This is a genomic window from Clostridium sp. K13 (assembly GCF_019734195.1).
Classification (GTDB): domain Bacteria; phylum Bacillota; class Clostridia; order Clostridiales; family Clostridiaceae; genus Clostridium.
On record NZ_JAASHM010000035.1, the window covers coordinates 1 to 18,053 of the forward strand.

Genomic DNA, 18,053 nt, shown 5'->3' on the forward strand with positions numbered 1-18,053 from the left:
ACAATTATTTTTTTGAAAATATAGAAAAAGAGCTATCGCTAGCGGATTTTTTTACCCGCTATTGCGACAGCTCCTTTAAATTATATAAAAAAATAAAATAGAGATTGTTTAAAATGAAAATAATATAGAAATTCTAGTAGTACTATATAAATTTTTAGATAACAGTATATAGTAGCTTATTAAAACTTACAATATGTATAATTTGATGGTAAAATAGTAGCTATATAATGTAAGTAAGGAGTGGTTGAATGAGTATACTTGGTCAATTAGAAACACCAAGATTCAAAGCGACTAAATCTGATAAACAGTTAATGAGTTATATTAAGGGTAATATAGAAGAGGTAATATATAAATCAATATCGGAAATAGCAAAGGAAAGCGGAATTGGAGAAGCTACAATAACTAGATTTACTAAAAAAATTGGGTTTTCTGGCTTTCAAGACTTTAAAGTAACTTTAGCTAAAGAAATATCTAATAACGAAAGAAAGGGAATTCTGAATAATAACATAACTAATGATGAGAGTGTGAAGGATACTGCACAAAAATTATTACAATGTAATATTAATGTGTTAGAAAAAACTATGGAAATAGCTAATTTTGATGATATTCAGAAGTGTGCTGAATATATTGAAAAAGCAGGAAAAATTTATTTCTTTGGTATTGGATATTCTGGTATTGTCGCACAGGATTCTAATTATAAGTTTATGAGAATAGGAATTAACAGTAATTGTTATGATGATAGTCACAATATGGTTATGATGTCCTCTATAGCTAATAAGGATGATTTAATAATAGCTATATCTCATTCAGGAGAAACTGAAGAAATAATACAAGCAGGAAAGTTAGCTAAAGAAAATGGAGCCAAGGTTATATCAATAACTCAAAATTCACCTTCAAGATTAAAAGATATATCAGATATAAATTTATCATATGTTTCTGTTGAAACTATATTTGAGACTGGAGCAGTAGCCACAAAATTAGCTCAAATATTTTTAATAGATTTGGTATATAGCCAATTAGTTAAAGAAAGATATGCTGATGCAATGGAAAGAAAAATTAAAACAACAGAAGCTATTAGAAAGTTAACAGGTAAGTAATTGTTTAAATAAAGTTTGTTTTATTGTAGATAGTAATGTTTAAATATGAAGGTTTGTAAAGAGTAGAATACTGTGATAGTATATAATAATGTAAAATAAGCTATATATTAAATTAACCATAATGAACGGAGGAAATGAAATTATGTTACCAAATTGTCCAAAATGTAATTCAGAATATACTTATGAAGATGGAAGTCTTTTAATATGCCCAGAATGTGGTCATGAGTGGACTGCTGCAGGTCAAGCGGCTGAAGAGGAAGCAAACATTATTAAGGATGCTAATGGAAATGTTTTAAATGACGGAGATACAGTTACAATAATTAAAGATCTAAAGGTTAAAGGTGCATCTTCAGCATTAAAGCAAGGAACTAAGGTTAAGAACATACGTCTTTTATATGATGTAACAGATGGTCATGATATAGACTGTAAAATTGATGGATTTGGAGCTATGAAGCTAAAATCATCAGTTGTAAAGAAAATATAATATAAAAAATAAATATATTGTAAATTTAAAGGGTTGTTAGGTGTTCTTAATGGCTCTTTTTATTTGGTAATTGAGATAGTTTAATATTATATAATATTGCTACCTTTAAAATATATTATGATATAATAAATATGTAAAATTTGATTGCTTGGAGGCGATAATCTATGTTTACTAAAGATGAACTTTTAGTAATTGAAGATGCATTAAAAATAGCAGATGAAAAATATATAAAATTGCTTGATGAAAGTAAAAATAACAAAAATAAAATGGTTGCATTCAATAGAAAGCAAAAAAAATTATGGTTAGTTCAAAATAAATTAAATAAGTTATTACAAGAATGTAAATAATATATAAGTATTTAATAAATATCTAGTTAAGAAACTAGGTATTTTTTTTATATATCTAAATTTAAATAGGGTGATTAAATTAGATAAAGAAAAAAGTGTTATTATATGAAAAATATATACAAAAATTCTATAAAAAACAGATTTTTTTACAAAATTATACTTAATCTTTTTATTGGAATAAAAGCATAATATATACATGTAATTAATTGTAAAAATATTTGCTCCATCTGTTTTATATATATTTTTCAAAAATATTAATTACAAAAAAAGTAAAAGAATTATATAAAATTAAATAATTCTTTTGTTTTTAAATTAAGAATTTTATGAAAAATTAGAAAATATTTTTATATATAAATAACTGATGTTTTAGAAGTGAGTAAAATAGCAAATTAATAATTTATTAATCAACAAATACATAATATAGAAAATATATAGGTTAATAAATGATAAAGTAAAAAATAATAGATTATAAAAATAAATTTATATTTAAAAAGAAAAATAATATAGAAAGAGATTTTTTGATAATAAATTATTTGAAAAATAATTTATGAAATTTTTAAAATATAATATTGCAACATTAATAAAAGTAATTTATTTACAAAATTAATTATTTAAGTTAGAATTACTTCAGTAAAATAAAAAAATAGGGAGACAAAAATATGAAAAAATTTTTAGTAATAATTTCATTTATTCTGTTAATGACTTTGGGAATAGTTTCTTGTGGAAAAAGTGAAGAAAGTAATAAAACACAAATAGATGAAACTAACAATGAAGAACAACAAATTAATAATAATGATGAAAAAATAGAAGAAGAGAAACCAGAAGAAGAAGTTAAAGTTGAAGAGAAAGAAATTGAATACATAAATATTGCACCAGAGGAAGTAAGGATACCTATACTTATGTATCATTCTATAAGTGATGAAGACCCTAATAATAACTTATTAGTACCTCCAAGTATGTTTGAGGAGCAAATGGCTTGGTTAGAAGCAAATGGCTTTACTGCAATGAACTTAGATGAAGCATTAGAGTCTATGGAGACAGGAAAGGTACCTAAAAGACCTGTAGTAATAACATTTGATGATGGTTATTCAGATAATTATACTAGTGCATTTCCATCACTAAAAAATCATGGATTAAAAGCTACATTTTTTGTTATAACTGATGGTGTAGACAATGGATATTACATGTCTTCTGATATGTTAAAGGAAATGCAAGCGGCAGGAATGTCTATAGAAAATCATACAGCTAATCATTTAGAGCTAGATAAGTTATCTAGAGAGGATGCTTATGATTCAATTAAAAGGGGGCAGGACTTCCTAAGAAACAATATAGGATCAGATGGAAATTATTTATGTTACCCAGTTGGAAAGTATAATGAGGAAACTATTGAAATCCAAAAAGAGCTAGGTATTAAAGCTGCAACTACTACTCAAGGTGGAATAAGCTCTATAGGTGATGGTTTATACCAATTAAAGAGAGTTAGAATATATCCAATGAGTATAGAAAGTTTTTCTTCAATATTTTCCGAGTATATTTATTAGACATAAGTTATAATATAATAAAATGAATTAATATTATACTTTCGGAGGTAAAGTAAATGGCTAAGATAACTAGTAGAAATAATAACTTATTAAGAGACTGTAGAAATAAGGTCTCACCAAAGGTTTATGATCTTTTAATTGAATTAGTTAATAATGATAGAGAAGATTTAGCTGAAATGGCATTAAAAATTGATTATTTAATAGAGTATGCAAATAGTGCAATAAAGGGAAAAGATTTTTCTGAGGCATTAGAAACGGTACAGAGAGCAGAAGAAAGATTAAAGATGATAAAAAGAGAAAAATTTGATGTAAGTCATTTAGAGTACTTAATAGAAGGTGTGAAAAAAAAGATAGGGAAGTAATTTTACTTCCTTATCTTTTTCTATATTATTGAGGTTTTTTTCTAGTGAAGTTATTACCTCTATTACCTCTATTACCGTTATTGTTACCTCTATTACCATTGCTTCTTCTTTTTTTGTTGTTAGTAGAAACTTCAACATTAACTCTTCTTTTGTTGATCTTTCCACCAGTACATTTTTCAAGAACTTGGTTATGGATTGCGTTATCTACATTAACAAATGAAAAGTTTTCCATTATATCGATATCTCTTATTTGAGATGCACCAACTTTAGCATTATCCTTTATGTAGTTGATTAATGTTTTAATAGTTAAACCATCTCTTCTACCAGCTGAGAAGAATAATCTGACATCATTTTCCTTGCTTGAAGCAGGAGCTTCAAGTTTATCACTTGAATAATCAAAAGATAATTGGTTTTTAAATTGGCTTTGAAGTAATGAAGCAATTACTTTAACAGAATCATGACTTTCAGTTAATTGAGTAGCAACATCTACAAATTTTGAATAGTCTTCAGCTTCTATTATTTCTGAAACTTCATTAGCCATTAATTCAAATTTAGCGTTATATATTTCTTGAACTGAAGGCACTTGTCCTTTTTCTATATTACCTTTAGTTACATTTTTTATTTGTCTAAGGAATCCAAATTCTTTTGGTGTAATTATGCTGTAAGCAGTACCTTCTCTACCAGCTCTACCAGTTCTACCAATTCTGTGAACATAAGATTCAATATCTTGAGGTAGTTCATAGTTAAATACGTGAGTAACTCCATCAACGTCAATTCCTCTAGCAGCAACATCTGTAGCAACTAAGAATTTTAATGAACCACTTTTGAATTTAGCAAGAGTTTTCATTCTTTGTATTTGAGACATATCTCCGTGCATACCTTCAACCATGTATCCTCTAGCTTGCATTGCAGCAACTAAATCATCAACACCTTTTTTAGTTCTGCAGAAGATGATACCTGCTGATGGATTATCAAAATCTATTAATCTACAAAGAGTTTCTAATCTTTGAGATCCGTTAACTTCAAAGAAGTTTTGCTTTATTGTAGAACCAGTCATTTCTTTTTTAGCAATAGCTATATGTTGAGCATCTTCTTTTAAGTAATTTTTAGCTAATCTTTTTATTTGAGGTGGCATTGTTGCTGAGAATAATAAAGTTTGTCTTTCCTCAGGAATACTCTTCATTATTTCTTCCATATCATCAATGAATCCCATGTTTAACATTTCATCAGCTTCATCTAATACTAAGAATTCTACTGTTGATAAAGGTAAGTTACCTCTTCTTATATGGTCTAAAACTCTACCAGGAGTACCAACTACTATATTAGCTCTTTTTAAATCTCTAGCTTGAAGATGAATTGGTGCTCCACCATATACAGCAACGATGTTTAATTTTTCGTACTTAGTTAATTTTACTAATTCATCGTGAACTTGTATTGCTAATTCTCTTGTTGGAGCTAAGATTATTGAACCTATAGCATCTCTAATTTTTAAGTTGTTTATCATAGGTAAGCCAAAAGCTGCTGTTTTTCCTGTACCAGTTTGAGCTTGCCCTATAATGTCGTTGCCTTCAAGAGCAACTGGAATTGCTTCGGCTTGGATTTGAGATGGAGTAGTAAAGCCTAAATCATCAATGGCCTTTACTAAAGTCTCTTTTAAGCCTAAATCATTAAATGTTAAATTCGTCATATAGTATCCTCTTTTTTTCATATATTTTTTTATTTATTTCAAATTATTTAAATAATTATTTCTCAATTAATCGACTTTATTAAGTATATAGCAAAAAGATGATTAATGCACTAAGTATTTATTGTAAAATATGAAATACTTTCTTATTTTCAAAATAAGACAAAATGATATTGTTTTCATAGGGAAATTTAAAAAAAATTTTAAAATACCAGAAAAATATAATTGACAATTGACGAAAAATAGTTCAAAATATGCAATGGAAATAGTCATTACTTAAATTTTAAATATTGTGTTATTGTGTCATGGAGTATGTGGGAAGTTAGGTCTGCCTATGTACTCTATTTTTTTGTAAGGAAAAATAATCCTTCAGAGAAATTTATATGTCTATATGATTATAAAATAAAAAGGTGAGTTAGTTTTTAACTCACCTTTTAGAATAAATTAAGAAATTTTTGATGCAATTATATTTTGAACAGTTTTAGGTAAAGCATCTTGTTCTTCCTTGCTTAAACCTGCAGTTTCAATTGCTGGGTGGAAATAAAGATTAACCGTACCAGGTTTAATCCAAGGATCATTACCATGTTCCATTATTTTATAAGAGCCATCCATAGTAACAGGTACTATAGGACATTTTGATTTAGTAGCTAATTTAAAACTACCTGCTTTAAATTCTTTTATTGGTCCACCCTTACTTCTAGTTCCTTCAGGGAAGATTACAATTGAATGTCCATCCTTTAAATTTTTAATTCCTCTAATTATTGCTTCTCCTGATTTTCTAAGATTACTTCTATCCATAAAAACACAATGTAAGAAATTCATCCAAGTTCTTACTAGAGGTATTTTTTCAACTTCTATCTTTGAAATAAATCCAATTACTCTTGGAATTTGTGTAATATATATTGGAATATCAAAGTTACCTTGATGATTACCTACAAATAAAACAGTTTTGTCTTGAGGAATATTTTCTATTCCATGAACATTAATTTTAACTCCAGCTAATTTTAATAAAGAATTTGCCCATATATTAGTACATTTGTATATTAAAGCTTCACTTTCTTCAATTCTATTTTTTTTAATTAAGTATTTAACTCTAAATATGAATGGTGTACTAATTATTAAGCTTAATACAAACCATATAAACCAAATTATAGTTCTTATCATTATTTTGTCACTCCTCAAAATTTTAAGTATAAATAAAGTATACTATAAAATATACTTTAAAAGTAAGATATTTGAAATATAAAATATTAATAAACTAAATAAAGACTAAAGTCATATAATGAATTTAAGATAAATTTTTTTTGAGGTATAGATAGTGTCTAAATTTCAACCGGAAAAATTAAATGTAAGCTATAAGGATAAAATAAGTATAAATAGTTCATTAATTCCCAGGAAATATACATTAACACATTCTGATGAGAGTGGAGAATTATTTTTATCAATAGGAAGTAAATATGATTTAGATCAAATTGATTATAATAACAGAGATGAGGTTTTAGGGAGTTGGGAAAAAGATAATGAATATTATTTGCTTATTACAGTAGAGGTAGATAAGGGGGAAGATCTTAGCAATACTATCAGAAGAGATAAAATTTTTAGGCAAGAATTACCGTTAGCATTAATGGCTATAATATATGGAGATAACTTGTTGCTAGAAAATAATAAGGAATTATATGAAGCTCCAATTAGAGTGAAATTTAATTCGAAAATTAATGAATATAATATGTTAGAAGAATGGGGAAAAGTAAGGGATTATAAATATAATGTAAACAGATATAATAATGAATTACCTAATTATAAGTTTAATCCATTTCCAATATTACCTCCTGTACAACCACCAAATTATTTAAAACCTATAAAGAATAAAAATAAGCAGAAGGATGCTGTAATAGAAAGAGCTTTAATAACTATGTTAGAGTCATATATAAGCACTCAAGTATATACTTTGTTTGGAAAGAATACTCCTTATTGCATAAAACAATCAGAGATAATAAATGCAAGGGTTGTGAATACTTATGGTCCTTGTAGTGAAGAATGTGAAATAGTAGTTGGAATTAAGGCTGGGAAGAGGCCAATATTTTATAATAATTTAATTATAACGTTTTTAATTGCAGGAAATGGAGTTAAAATAAAAGACGTTAAAACTCCAAAAGTGTAAAGTAGAAAAAATTGACATAAACCCAATGTTGTAATAAAATGTATTTATGCAATAATTCATGATGCGTGCTCTCATAGTTTAATGGATAGAATAGTCCCCTCCTAAGGGATAGATACAGGTTCGATTCCTGTTGGGAGTACCATGCATATAAAAACGGCTTAACAATTATGTTAAGCCGTTTTTTATTTTAAATATAAGTTATATTTTTATTTAGATTTTTTTTCTAAAAAGTCTTTTGACTTTTCTAATAATATTATTAGTGCCCCACCTATAATAAAGAATATCCAACTAAAGTTAGAAAGATTCATTGCTGGTTGTGGAACTTCTAATGTTGTAGGACCCATAAATACTGCATATATTGAACCAAGCATTAATCCTAAAATTAAGTAAATCATTGCTGATCTATATTTGCTTAGTAAGAATTTAATTATTTTAATAGTACTTAATATTCCTACTATTACCCCTAATCCAAAAATTATAAGTACTGGTAAATAAGAAAGGTTTAAAGATAAAACTTCTTTTATTGAACTTATAATTCCAGTATAAAGTCCAAATATTAATAATAAAGTTGAACCTGATATACCAGGTAAAACCATAGCTGAAATTGCGATCATTCCAGCAACAAATACAAATATACCAACACCAAAATTTAAGCTTTCTAATGAAAGATTTAAGCCGCCATTAGAGCCTGATGGGTTAAAGTATGTAATTAAAGCAACAATTAAAGCGCCAATTATAGTAAAAATAATATTTTTATATCTACCAATTAATGAATCTTTTTCTTGCTTCATTATTAGTGGAATCGCAACTATTATAAAACCTGTAAATAATGAACTAATACTATAAATATGCGCATCAAATATAGAAGATAATATTAGTACAGATAACACCATACCAACTATCCAGCCAATTCCTAATTTCATTAAGAAAATTAAAGATTTTTTCTTATCAGCTGTACTATTTTTTGATATTAAAGAGTTTAATGAACCTATGAAGTCATCATAGAATCCTAAAATAAAAGCAATAGTACCACCCGAAACTCCCGGAACACTATCAGCTAAGGCCATAAAGAAACCTCTGATAAAATTAATAATAAACACAATATCACCTCAAAATAAATATGTTAAGTATAAAATTAATATACTAAATATAAAAATATTTAGTATATTTTTATAAAAATTATATTATAAATACACAAAAAACACTAAATAATTTTTCTGAAAAAAAATGTAAATTTTATGTTTATTTATTGGTAAATTATATCATATAGTATTAACGTATGATATAATAAATATCAAAATATTTTATTAAATTACTAGGAGTGTGATTTTTTTGGAACCCAGTCAAGTGTGGCAGATAATAGTACTTATAATTTTACTAGTATTGTCTGGATTTTTTTCAATGTCAGAAACAGCACTTATGGCACTAAGCAAAATAAGAATAAGACATATGGTGGATGATGGAGTAAAAGGCGCTAAATTAGTTGAAAAATTAACAGAAGACCCAAATAAGTTGTTAGGAGCCATATTAATCGGTAATAATATAGTTAATATCTTAGCTTCATCATTAGCAACAACATTATTTGTTTCATTAGTTGGACCGAGTGGTGTTGGAATAGCAACTGCAGTTATGACTGTATTAGTACTTATATTTGGAGAAATAACTCCAAAATCAATAGCAAAGCAAAAATCAGAACAAGTATCATTAAAAGTAAGTAAGCCAATAAGTATAATCGTAAAGTTATTTAAACCTTTTATAGGAATTTTTACGTTTATATCAAGTGGATTTATAAGATTATTAGGTGGAGATCCAAAGGCAAGCGAGCCGTTTATTACAGAAGAAGAATTAAGAACAATGGTTGGTGTTAGTGAAGAAGAAGGTGTCCTTGAGGATGTAGAGAAAGAAATGATATTTAATGTATTTGACTTTGCTGATTCACAAGCTAAAGATGTTATGGTACAAAGAGTTGATATTGTAGCAGTTGATTCAGAGGCTACTTATGAAGAAGTACTAGATGTTATAAAAACAGAACAATTTTCAAGAATTCCAGTTTATAATCAGACTATAGATGATATAGTTGGTATATTATATGTTAAGGACTTAATTATAGCAGGTCAAAATAAGGATGGATTTAAAGTTTCAGATTATATGAGAGAGCCTTATTATACATTTGAATTTAAGAAAATCAAAGAATTATTTAATGAAATGAAAAAGACAAGAAATCATATTAGTGTAGTTTTAGATGAATATGGTGGAACTGTTGGTATAGTTACTATAGAAGACCTTATTGAAGAGGTTTTTGGTGATATAGAAGATGAATATGATGATTACGAAAATGAAATAGAAGTAATTAAAGAAGATGAATATGTTGTTGATGGAAGTGCAAAATTAGATGATATAAGTGAATTAATTGGAGTTAATATGGAATCAGAAGAATTTGACTCTATTGGGGGATTAATAATTGGTGAATTAGGAAGGTTCCCTGAAAGTAAAGAAGAGGTAAATTTAAATAGTATTAGATTTGTAGTTGAAGAAATAGATAAAAATAGAATTAAAAAAGTAAGAATTTACACATAAATTAATTTTAAGTAAAAAAATATTAGTATAAAAATGGCGAATGACAAATATTTAAGAGAATGGTAATTTGTCATTTGTCATTTTTAGTTTATCATTAGACTATGTATTCTAAGCCTCATAGTAAGTAAAGGGGGTTACATAATGAATTATATGAATATTGCTTTAGAGGAGGCGAAAAAGGCTTATCTTAAAGGCGAGGTTCCTATTGGAGCAGTAATAGTAAAAGATGGAGAGATAATTGCTAGAGCGCATAATTTAAAAGAAACTATGAAATCTGCAATAGCACATGCTGAAGTTTTGGCCATTGAAGAGGCAAGTAAAAAAGTTGGTGATTGGAGATTAAATGGTAGTGAAATGTATGTTACATTAGAGCCTTGCTCTATGTGTGCTTCTGCAATAGCACAGGCTAGGATATCTAAATTACATATAGGAACATTCAATAAAGATATGGGGGCTTGTGGGACTATATTAAACATTTTTGACTATGATATTTTCAATTCATATGTAATTACGAATTGGTGCTATAATAAAGAATGTAGTGAATTAATGAGTAAGTTTTTTTATGAGAGAAGAAAACAAAATTAAATAAAAACGGGAGATGGTAAAAATGAATCCAGTAGCATTTGAAATTTTTGGAGCTCCAATTAGGTGGTATGGAATTATTATTGCAAGTGGAGTTTTAGTGGCATTTTTAATGTCATATTTATTTGCAAAGAAAAAAGGATTAGATTTTGATATTATTACAGATGGATTTTTATGGAGTTTTCCATTTGCAATTATTGGTGCTAGACTATATTATGTTGCCTTTGAATATAAAAATTATCATTCGTTTATGGAGGTAATAAATATAAGAAATGGTGGTATGGCAATACATGGAGGACTTATTGGTGGATTATTAGTTGCATACATATTTACTAGAGTAAAAAAGGTTAATTTCTTTGAGTACATTGATGTAATAATGCCAGGAGTTATACTAGCTCAAGCAATAGGTAGATGGGGTAATTTTATGAACCAGGAAGCTCATGGAGGACCTGTATCAGAGGCCTTTATAAGTAAATTCCCTGAGTTTATACAACAAGGAATGCTTATAAATGGTACTTATTATCATCCAACATTCTTATATGAATCTATATGGAATGTAATTGTATTTGCTATATTAGTATTTATCCTTTATAAAAAGAAGAATCAACAAGGTATTGTTATAGGAAGCTATATGGTTCTTTATTCTTTAGGAAGATTCTTCATAGAAGGATTAAGAACAGATAGTTTAATGGTATTTGGCTTAAGAACTGCTCAATTAGTAAGTTTACTTGGTATAGTAATTGGAGCCATAATAATATTTATGTCAATTAAAAATAGTAAGAAGAAAATAGTATGATTTACTTGTATGGAGTGGAAGAATAAATAAAAGATAATGCTTTCACTCCATTAATTTATGCAAATTTTATAAAGAAAATCTTTTTATTGAACTACAATAATATTTATGTTAAAATGAGAAAGTATCAATAATAGGTACAAAGTAAAAATAAATTACTTTACGGTATGGAGAGATGTCCGAGTGGTTGAAGGAGCACGCCTGGAACGCGTGTATAGGGGAAACTCTATCGTGGGTTCAAATCCCACTTTCTCCGCCATAGCCGTGCTAGATGGGGAGTCAGCGGTGCCCTGTAACCTGCAATCCGCTACAGCAGGATTTAATTCCTCACCTAGGCTTTAATCTGTTTGGTCTGCCCTATGCAAGTGATGTTGAGGGTCGGGTCCCACGCGACGTAAGACTGTGAACCTCGTCAGGTCCGGAAGGAAGCAGCGATAAGCAGCCCCTGCGTGTGACGTGGATCAATCTTGCCTGAGTTAACTACATAGGTAACGCTTATAGATTACTGTCGAAGTGAGGTGCACGGTTTTAAATTACCCTTTCTTTTAGAAAGAAAGGCTTTTTTAATGTTTATAATGATTTTTATTTAAATTAATACTGATGATAAAAATTAGAGTAAATCTAACTATCATCATAAAATTTTACTAATTACGGTTACTCTTCAATAGGATTAACAATATAGGACAAAAAAACAATAGGACAGAAAAATAGGGAAATTTCGTTAGAAATATCCCTATTTTTCTGTCCTTTTTTAGGATAATAGATCACATGAAAATAAAGTAAAAAACATATAATATATGTATTTAATATATATTATATAAATTAATGCAAGTTAAAAGTACAAAAAATTGCATTTTTAAAAGAAAAGTATTGTAAAATGATATTAAAATGAAATATAATAAAAGAGTAAAATGCAAAAAAATTTAAGGGGGCTATTAAAATGAGAAATTTTCCAAGCTCAATGATGACACAACATCCAGATAATGTAGAAAAATACATATCAATTCAACAAGAACCGGCAGAAGCAATAGAGGGATTAACACCTCAAGATAAGGGCGGTCTTGGAATAGATGAGATAATGATAGATTTTGAGGGGAAATTAACTCCATATCATCAAACATCTCAAGTTGCATTAGGATTGATTGGTAATAAGGTTATACCAGGTAAGGATGTTAGAATAACACCTAGAATACCAAATGCAAATAAAGAGTCTGTATTTAGACAATTAATGAGTATAATGTCTATAGTAGAAACAAATGCACAAGCTTATCAACTTACTGGTGTGCAAGCAATTCAAGAGGTTGTAGTACCGATGGTAGAAACAGGGCAAGAAATTTCAGAATTCCAAGACAGAGTTAATTCTGTTATAGAGTTAGGAAATAAAAATTATCCTGTAAAGTTTGAAGATAATAGTGTAAGAATAATTCCGTTAGTTGAAGATGTTCCAGCATTAGTTAACGTAGATAAGATATTAGATGAGTTTTATCATATATCTGAAGAAAAGGGGCATAAAATAGATTATTTAAGATTTATGATAGCACGTTCTGATACTGCTATGTCATATGGATTAATATCAGGAGTTCTTTCAGTTGTTATGGCTGTAGATAAAGCTTATAAATGGGGCGAAGAACATGGGGTAGAGGTAGCACCTATATTAGGATGTGGATCTCTTCCATTTAGAGGACATTTTACAGGAAGAAATATAGATAAAATATTACAAACATATGCAGGAGTAAAGACTTTTACATTCCAATCTGCATTAAGATATGATCATGGTGAAGAAGAAACTAAGCAAGCGGCTAGAGAATTAAAAGAGAAGGTTAATATGTATGAACATAGAAAATTCTCTGAAGAAGATATAGCCTTAATGAAAGAGTTTATAGGAATATTATCTAAACATTATTTAAATACATTCTTAAAGGTTATAAATACTGTTTCATTTGTATCTGACTTCATTCCAAAGAATAGAGATAGATTAACTAAGGCTAAAACAGGATTAGAGTACAATAGGGAAGTAGCTAATCTTGATAATATAGCAAACTTAGTAAGCAATGAAGAATTAAAGAAAGAAATATTAAGTATAGATAATTCTGTTGAATATGCTGTTCCAAGAGCAATATCATTTACTGGAGCAATGTATACATTAGGAATGCCACCAGAGCTTTTAGGTATGGGTAGAGGACTTAAAGAAATAAAAGATAAGTTCGGCCAAGAAGGAATAGATAAGTTATTAGAGTTCTATCCTGTGCTAAGAGAAGATTTAGGATTTGCAGCTAGATTTGCAAATGCTAGTGTTGGTAAAAAGATAATTGATGAATCTGCAAGACAAGAATATAAAGAAGACATGAAATATGTTAATGAAATATTAGAATTAGGTTTAGATTACGAATTCATGAATGATAATGAATTCTACCATACGTTATTAAAGACTACTAGACCAATAATAATGCACTTAATAGGTTTAGAAGATAATATAATTCAAAGTAAAACTGAAGAGTTAAAGATCTTAAATGAGTGGATTATTAGAATGGGTAAAGTTAGAGGAAGTATTGGATAAAATAAAAAGATAAAAATTAAAATAGAAGATATAAAATAAAAAGTCGGCAAAGCCGACTTTTTTGTTTTTAAGTAAAGATTTTATTTTCTTACTAAATCAATGAATTGATATTGTAATCCATTTTTTTCGCAAGTTAGTATTTCTGATTCAAAATCCACAGCAAACTCATTTAAATCTATTTGTGGAAAACTTGTATCACCATCAAAGGATTTAAATACTTTAGTTAAAAGTAAGTTATCCACATTGTGGATAAGTTGTTTGTAGATTTCTCCTCCGCCTATTATAAATGCGGGTTCAGAGGAGTTTTTATATTTGTTGATAACTTCAGACAAACTGTGGATAACTTCTACATTTTCGTTATCCACAGAATAATTTTCATCTCTTGTAATTATAACATGTTTTCTATTAGGTAAAACTCCAGGTAGTGATTCAAATGTTTTTCTACCCATTATTATTGTATTACCTGACGTAATGGCTTTAAACCTTTTTAGGTCTTCAGGGATATGCCATAAAAGCTTATTATCCCCTCCTATAATATTATTTTCAGCTATAGCGACAATAATAGAAAGCATTAAACTGATACCTCCATTTTTATTGCAGGGTGATATTTATAATCTATAAGTTTAATATCATCTGCTGTAAAGTCATAGAAGTTAGTTATTTCTGGATTTATCCAAAGTTTTGGAGCTTCATATTCATCATTAGCTCTAGTTAATTGAAGTTTCATTCCTTCAACTTGATTTTCATATATGTGTGCATTATTAATTACATGAGTAAATAGTCCTGGTTTAAGACCTGTTACTTGTGCGATTAAATGAACTAGCACAGCATATTGAGATGTATTAAATGGTACACCTAATGGAACGTCTCCACTGCGCTGAATTAACATACAATTTAGTTTACCATCAGTTACATCCCACATAGTCATAAAGCAACAAGGTTGTAGTGTCATATGGGGTAGGTCCTCTATATTCCACATTGTCATAAGCATTCTTCTATCTTGAGGATTAGTTTTTAATGTTTCAATAAGCTTATCAATTTGATTGAATTTTGCTATTTGATAACCATAACCTCTACCTATAGTATTGTTTTCATCAACCCATTCATCCCAAATTCTAACGTTTTGTTCTTGTAATTTAGTTACATCATTAGATTGATCTCTATAAATCCATAGCATTTCTTTAACAGCTGTTTTAAAAGCTACGAATTTAGTAGTTAAGATTGGAAATTCTTTTTCAAGATTAAATTGCATTACTTGATGAGGCAATTTATATGTTGGCATTCCAGTCCTATTGTTGTCATAGTAGCCGTTATTTAAAATATCTTCTACTATGCTTAAATATTTTTTATCATATAGACTCATTTCAATACCTCCTAAAAATATATACTATCTATTTTACTACAAAATTCTCATATAAAAAATCAAGAAATTTATATAAAAAAATCATATTTAAACTAAAAAAACATAAAATTATCGGAATAGTTAAAAATATAACAATTAATTGTAAAATAAATACATATAAATGTTAAATAATTAACAATAAGAAATATATAGATATGTTTATAAAGAAATAGAAATAAAAATGATGTTTAAAAAGTGCATAAGCTTTGAATAAATATACAAATATGAGTTTTATAGTTTAATTCGTGTTAGTATATGTTGTTTTTTATAAATAATTCATAGAAAGCTTATAGGAATAAAAGGGGGAAAAATCTTTAATTATTAATAGAATTTGGGTATAATAAAAAATAAACGACTACGCAAAAGAGAGGTGAGTATATTGGCATATACGGCTTTATATAGAGAATGGAGACCAAAAACATTTAATGATGTTGTAGGTCAGGAACATATTACAACAACTTTAAAAAATCAAATTTTAAATAATAGAATTGCTCATGCGTATCTTTTTTGTGGAACTAGAGGAACAGGAAAAACTTCTACAGCAAAAGTGTTTTCAAAAGCACTTAATTGTCTTAACTTAAAAGATGGTGAACCTTGTAATGAATGTGAAATGTGTAGAAAAATAAATGAAGGTTTAGCTATAGATGTTACAGAATTAGATGCAGCTTCAAATAATGGAGTAGATAAAATTAGAGATATAATTGATGATGTTAAGTATCCACCACAAGAGGCAAGATATAAGGTTTATATAATGGATGAGGTTCATATGTTATCTGCAGGTGCGGTTAATGCCTTTCTAAAGACATTAGAAGAACCACCAGCTAATGTAATATTTATTTTAGCGACAACAGATCCACAAAAACTACCTATTACTATACTTTCAAGATGTCAAAGATTTGATTTTAAAAGAATAAATAATAATGAAATAACAGCAAGACTTAGAAGAATAGTAGATGATCAAAATGTATTAGCTGATGAAAAAAGTTTAAATTTAATAGCTAGAGTTTCAGATGGAGCAATGAGAGATTCTTTAAGTATATTAGATCAAGCTATTTCTATGGGAAATGGAAATGTTGAATATAATACAGTAGTAAGTATGTTAGGCTTAGTTACTAATGAACATCTATTTAATTTAGTTAATGCAATAATTCAAAGAAGTGTTGAAAAAAGTATTGAAATTATAGAAGATGTAATATATTCGGGAAAGGATATTTATTTATTTATAAAGGATTTAATTGCACATTATAGAAATTTACTTATGGTTAAGGTAACTAACAATCCAGAAGAAGTATTAGATATGTCAGAAGAAAATATTGCTTTGATTAAAGAGCAAGGTACGCATTTAAGGGCTGAAGAGATAATGAGATGTATAAGAATACTTCAAGAAGCAGAAAATAATGCTAAGATAAGTAAACAAGCAAGGTTATACTGTGAATTAGCAGTTATTAAAATGTGTAAAATAGAATATGATACTTCCAACGAAGTAATGTTAACTAGACTAAACAAACTAGAGGAAAGTTTAAGAAATGGAAGTATAAAGGTTGCTACTGTATCAAATGATATAGCAGAGGTAAATAAGGCTAGACAAGTTTCTAATAGCCAACCAAAAACAAGGGTTGTAAGCAAGCAACAAATTGAAGAAAATATAGGTGGAAATTCTGATTCTAAGATTACTATAAATGATGTAAAAAAAGCATGGAAAGATATAATAGAAAGATTTAAGGCTAGAAGAGAGATGATAATAAGCTCTTTAATTATGATAGGAAAGCCGATAGAGTGTATGAACGGAGTAATTACTGTTCAATTTGATAGTCAAAATGAATTTGCAAAGAATAGATTAAGTGAAGCTAAAAATAGAGATATTATAAATGATGTTTTTGGCGAAATATTTAGAGAAAGAGTTAAGGTGAATTTTGTTGTTGAATCTGAAGATAATAAAGGTAAAAGTACCGAGGATATCTTAAGAGATGCATTAGGTGATGACTTAATTGATTTTGTAGATGAATAAAATTTATATAGTTACTTATTCTAGTAAATATTAAAAAAATGCTATATAATAAAAAATAGATTTTATTTGAATTAAGGAGGATTTTTTATGGCAAGAGGTGGATTCCCTGGAGGTTTCGGCGGAGGAAATATTAACAATTTAATGAAGCAAGCACAAAAGCTTCAAAAGGATATGGAGCAAGCACAAAAGGAACTTGAAACTAAAGAGTTCGAAGCTTCAGTTGGTGGCGGTGCTGTTGTAGTTAAAGTAAATGGGAAAAAAGAAGTTTTAGCTATAAATATAAAAGAAGAAGTAGTAGATCCAGATGATGTTGAAATGTTAGAAGATTTAGTATTAAGTGCAGTTAATGAAGCACTAAAGAAAGCTGATGAAGAAACTTCAAGTAAAATGGGTAAATTAACTGGTGGATTAAATATACCAGGAATGTTCTAAGGGATAAGGGGCTGTTTTTTAAACAG

Annotated in this window: 17 protein-coding genes, 2 tRNA genes and 1 other RNA gene; 15 read left to right on the top strand and 5 right to left on the bottom strand. The window is 28.0% G+C overall.

Annotation, left to right across the window (positions count from 1 at the left end; all coding sequences use genetic code 11):
- Positions 1-248 precede the first annotated feature (248 nt).
- From HCG76_RS15220 to HCG76_RS15240, 5 genes are all read left to right on the top strand, one after another.
- On the top strand, positions 249-1,097 hold the full coding sequence (locus HCG76_RS15220; RefSeq protein WP_221701170.1) for a MurR/RpiR family transcriptional regulator: 849 nt from the start codon (positions 249-251) through the stop codon (positions 1,095-1,097).
- Between the two features lie 142 nt (positions 1,098-1,239).
- A complete protein-coding gene (locus HCG76_RS15225) occupies positions 1,240-1,581 on the top strand; it encodes a zinc ribbon domain-containing protein YjdM (RefSeq protein WP_195989516.1) in 342 nt (113 codons plus the stop codon).
- 164 nt (positions 1,582-1,745) lie between these two features.
- Positions 1,746-1,928: a hypothetical protein gene (locus HCG76_RS15230; protein WP_195989517.1), complete on the top strand. Its 183-nt coding sequence runs from the start codon at positions 1,746-1,748 to the stop codon at positions 1,926-1,928.
- 659 nt (positions 1,929-2,587) lie between these two features.
- On the top strand, positions 2,588-3,469 hold the full coding sequence (locus HCG76_RS15235) for a polysaccharide deacetylase family protein (RefSeq protein ID WP_221701171.1): 882 nt from the start codon (positions 2,588-2,590) through the stop codon (positions 3,467-3,469).
- 56 nt (positions 3,470-3,525) lie between these two features.
- Positions 3,526-3,831: a hypothetical protein gene (locus HCG76_RS15240; protein ID WP_221701172.1), complete on the top strand. Its 306-nt coding sequence runs from the start codon at positions 3,526-3,528 to the stop codon at positions 3,829-3,831.
- 25 nt (positions 3,832-3,856) lie between these two features.
- Here the strand turns inward: HCG76_RS15240 and HCG76_RS15245 are convergent, their stop codons facing one another.
- Together HCG76_RS15245 and HCG76_RS15250 are read right to left on the bottom strand one after the other, a co-directional pair.
- A complete protein-coding gene (locus HCG76_RS15245) occupies positions 3,857-5,518 on the bottom strand; it encodes a DEAD/DEAH box helicase (RefSeq protein ID WP_260458162.1) in 1,662 nt (553 codons plus the stop codon).
- Between the two features lie 441 nt (positions 5,519-5,959).
- A complete protein-coding gene (locus HCG76_RS15250) occupies positions 5,960-6,679 on the bottom strand; it encodes a lysophospholipid acyltransferase family protein (RefSeq protein ID WP_221701173.1) in 720 nt (239 codons plus the stop codon).
- A gap of 154 nt (positions 6,680-6,833) precedes the next feature.
- Here HCG76_RS15250 and HCG76_RS19420 point away from each other — a divergent pair, with 154 nt between their 5' ends.
- Positions 6,834-7,676, top strand: a complete 843-nt coding sequence (locus tag HCG76_RS19420) for a staygreen family protein (RefSeq protein WP_221701174.1) — start codon at positions 6,834-6,836, stop codon at positions 7,674-7,676.
- 67 nt (positions 7,677-7,743) lie between these two features.
- Positions 7,744-7,818, top strand: a tRNA-Arg gene (locus tag HCG76_RS15260).
- 64 nt (positions 7,819-7,882) lie between these two features.
- Here HCG76_RS15260 and HCG76_RS15265 read toward each other — a convergent pair.
- On the bottom strand, positions 7,883-8,776 hold the full coding sequence (locus HCG76_RS15265) for a DUF368 domain-containing protein (protein ID WP_221701175.1): 894 nt from the start codon (positions 8,774-8,776) through the stop codon (positions 7,883-7,885).
- 232 nt (positions 8,777-9,008) lie between these two features.
- Between HCG76_RS15265 and HCG76_RS15270 the strand changes: the two genes are divergently transcribed.
- From HCG76_RS15270 to ppcA, 6 genes are all read left to right on the top strand, one after another.
- Positions 9,009-10,253 carry an HlyC/CorC family transporter gene (locus HCG76_RS15270; RefSeq protein ID WP_221701176.1) on the top strand — a complete coding sequence of 415 codons (1,245 nt, stop codon included), beginning with the start codon at positions 9,009-9,011 and terminating at the stop codon, positions 10,251-10,253.
- A 141-nt stretch (positions 10,254-10,394) separates the two neighbouring features.
- Complete coding sequence (locus HCG76_RS15275; protein WP_221701177.1) at positions 10,395-10,838, top strand: nucleoside deaminase; 444 nt, start codon at positions 10,395-10,397, stop codon at positions 10,836-10,838.
- A 22-nt stretch (positions 10,839-10,860) separates the two neighbouring features.
- Entirely contained in the window at positions 10,861-11,631 is a 771-nt protein-coding gene (lgt, locus tag HCG76_RS15280) for a prolipoprotein diacylglyceryl transferase (protein ID WP_221701178.1), read from the top strand.
- A 166-nt stretch (positions 11,632-11,797) separates the two neighbouring features.
- Positions 11,798-11,887, top strand: a tRNA-Ser gene (locus HCG76_RS15285).
- 3 nt (positions 11,888-11,890) lie between these two features.
- An RNA gene (gene ffs / locus HCG76_RS15290) (signal recognition particle sRNA large type) lies at positions 11,891-12,154 on the top strand.
- Between the two features lie 414 nt (positions 12,155-12,568).
- The gene (ppcA, locus tag HCG76_RS15295; protein ID WP_221701179.1) at positions 12,569-14,185 is read left to right on the top strand and encodes a phosphoenolpyruvate carboxylase; all 1,617 of its coding nucleotides are present in this window, start codon (positions 12,569-12,571) and stop codon (positions 14,183-14,185) included.
- 80 nt (positions 14,186-14,265) lie between these two features.
- Here the strand turns inward: ppcA and HCG76_RS15300 are convergent, their stop codons facing one another.
- Positions 14,266-14,757 (bottom strand): dihydrofolate reductase, encoded by a 492-nt coding sequence (locus HCG76_RS15300; protein ID WP_221701180.1) that lies wholly within the window; start codon positions 14,755-14,757, stop codon positions 14,266-14,268.
- Positions 14,757-15,548, bottom strand: coding sequence for a thymidylate synthase (locus HCG76_RS15305; protein ID WP_221701181.1), 792 nt, complete (start codon positions 15,546-15,548; stop codon positions 14,757-14,759). The genes HCG76_RS15300 and HCG76_RS15305 overlap by 1 nt, the downstream gene beginning before the upstream one ends.
- 418 nt (positions 15,549-15,966) lie before the next feature.
- Here HCG76_RS15305 and dnaX point away from each other — a divergent pair, with 418 nt between their 5' ends.
- Together dnaX and HCG76_RS15315 are read left to right on the top strand one after the other, a co-directional pair.
- Positions 15,967-17,595: a DNA polymerase III subunit gamma/tau gene (gene dnaX / locus HCG76_RS15310; RefSeq protein WP_221701182.1), complete on the top strand. Its 1,629-nt coding sequence runs from the start codon at positions 15,967-15,969 to the stop codon at positions 17,593-17,595.
- 87 nt (positions 17,596-17,682) lie between these two features.
- Complete coding sequence (locus HCG76_RS15315; RefSeq protein ID WP_195989598.1) at positions 17,683-18,027, top strand: YbaB/EbfC family nucleoid-associated protein; 345 nt, start codon at positions 17,683-17,685, stop codon at positions 18,025-18,027.
- Positions 18,028-18,053 lie beyond the last annotated feature (26 nt).

Coding starts and splice junctions, on each gene's coding strand:
- HCG76_RS15220 (WP_221701170.1), top strand. CDS start 249: ATGAGTATACTTGGTCAATTAGAAACACCAAGATTCAAAGCGACTAAA.
- HCG76_RS15225 (WP_195989516.1), top strand. CDS start 1,240: ATGTTACCAAATTGTCCAAAATGTAATTCAGAATATACTTATGAAGAT.
- HCG76_RS15230 (WP_195989517.1), top strand. CDS start 1,746: ATGTTTACTAAAGATGAACTTTTAGTAATTGAAGATGCATTAAAAATA.
- HCG76_RS15235 (WP_221701171.1), top strand. CDS start 2,588: ATGAAAAAATTTTTAGTAATAATTTCATTTATTCTGTTAATGACTTTG.
- HCG76_RS15240 (WP_221701172.1), top strand. CDS start 3,526: ATGGCTAAGATAACTAGTAGAAATAATAACTTATTAAGAGACTGTAGA.
- HCG76_RS15245 (WP_260458162.1), bottom strand. CDS start 5,518: ATGACGAATTTAACATTTAATGATTTAGGCTTAAAAGAGACTTTAGTA.
- HCG76_RS15250 (WP_221701173.1), bottom strand. CDS start 6,679: ATGATAAGAACTATAATTTGGTTTATATGGTTTGTATTAAGCTTAATA.
- HCG76_RS15275 (WP_221701177.1), top strand. CDS start 10,395: ATGAATTATATGAATATTGCTTTAGAGGAGGCGAAAAAGGCTTATCTT.
- lgt (WP_221701178.1), top strand. CDS start 10,861: ATGAATCCAGTAGCATTTGAAATTTTTGGAGCTCCAATTAGGTGGTAT.
- ppcA (WP_221701179.1), top strand. CDS start 12,569: ATGAGAAATTTTCCAAGCTCAATGATGACACAACATCCAGATAATGTA.
- HCG76_RS15300 (WP_221701180.1), bottom strand. CDS start 14,757: ATGCTTTCTATTATTGTCGCTATAGCTGAAAATAATATTATAGGAGGG.
- HCG76_RS15305 (WP_221701181.1), bottom strand. CDS start 15,548: ATGAGTCTATATGATAAAAAATATTTAAGCATAGTAGAAGATATTTTA.
- HCG76_RS15315 (WP_195989598.1), top strand. CDS start 17,683: ATGGCAAGAGGTGGATTCCCTGGAGGTTTCGGCGGAGGAAATATTAAC.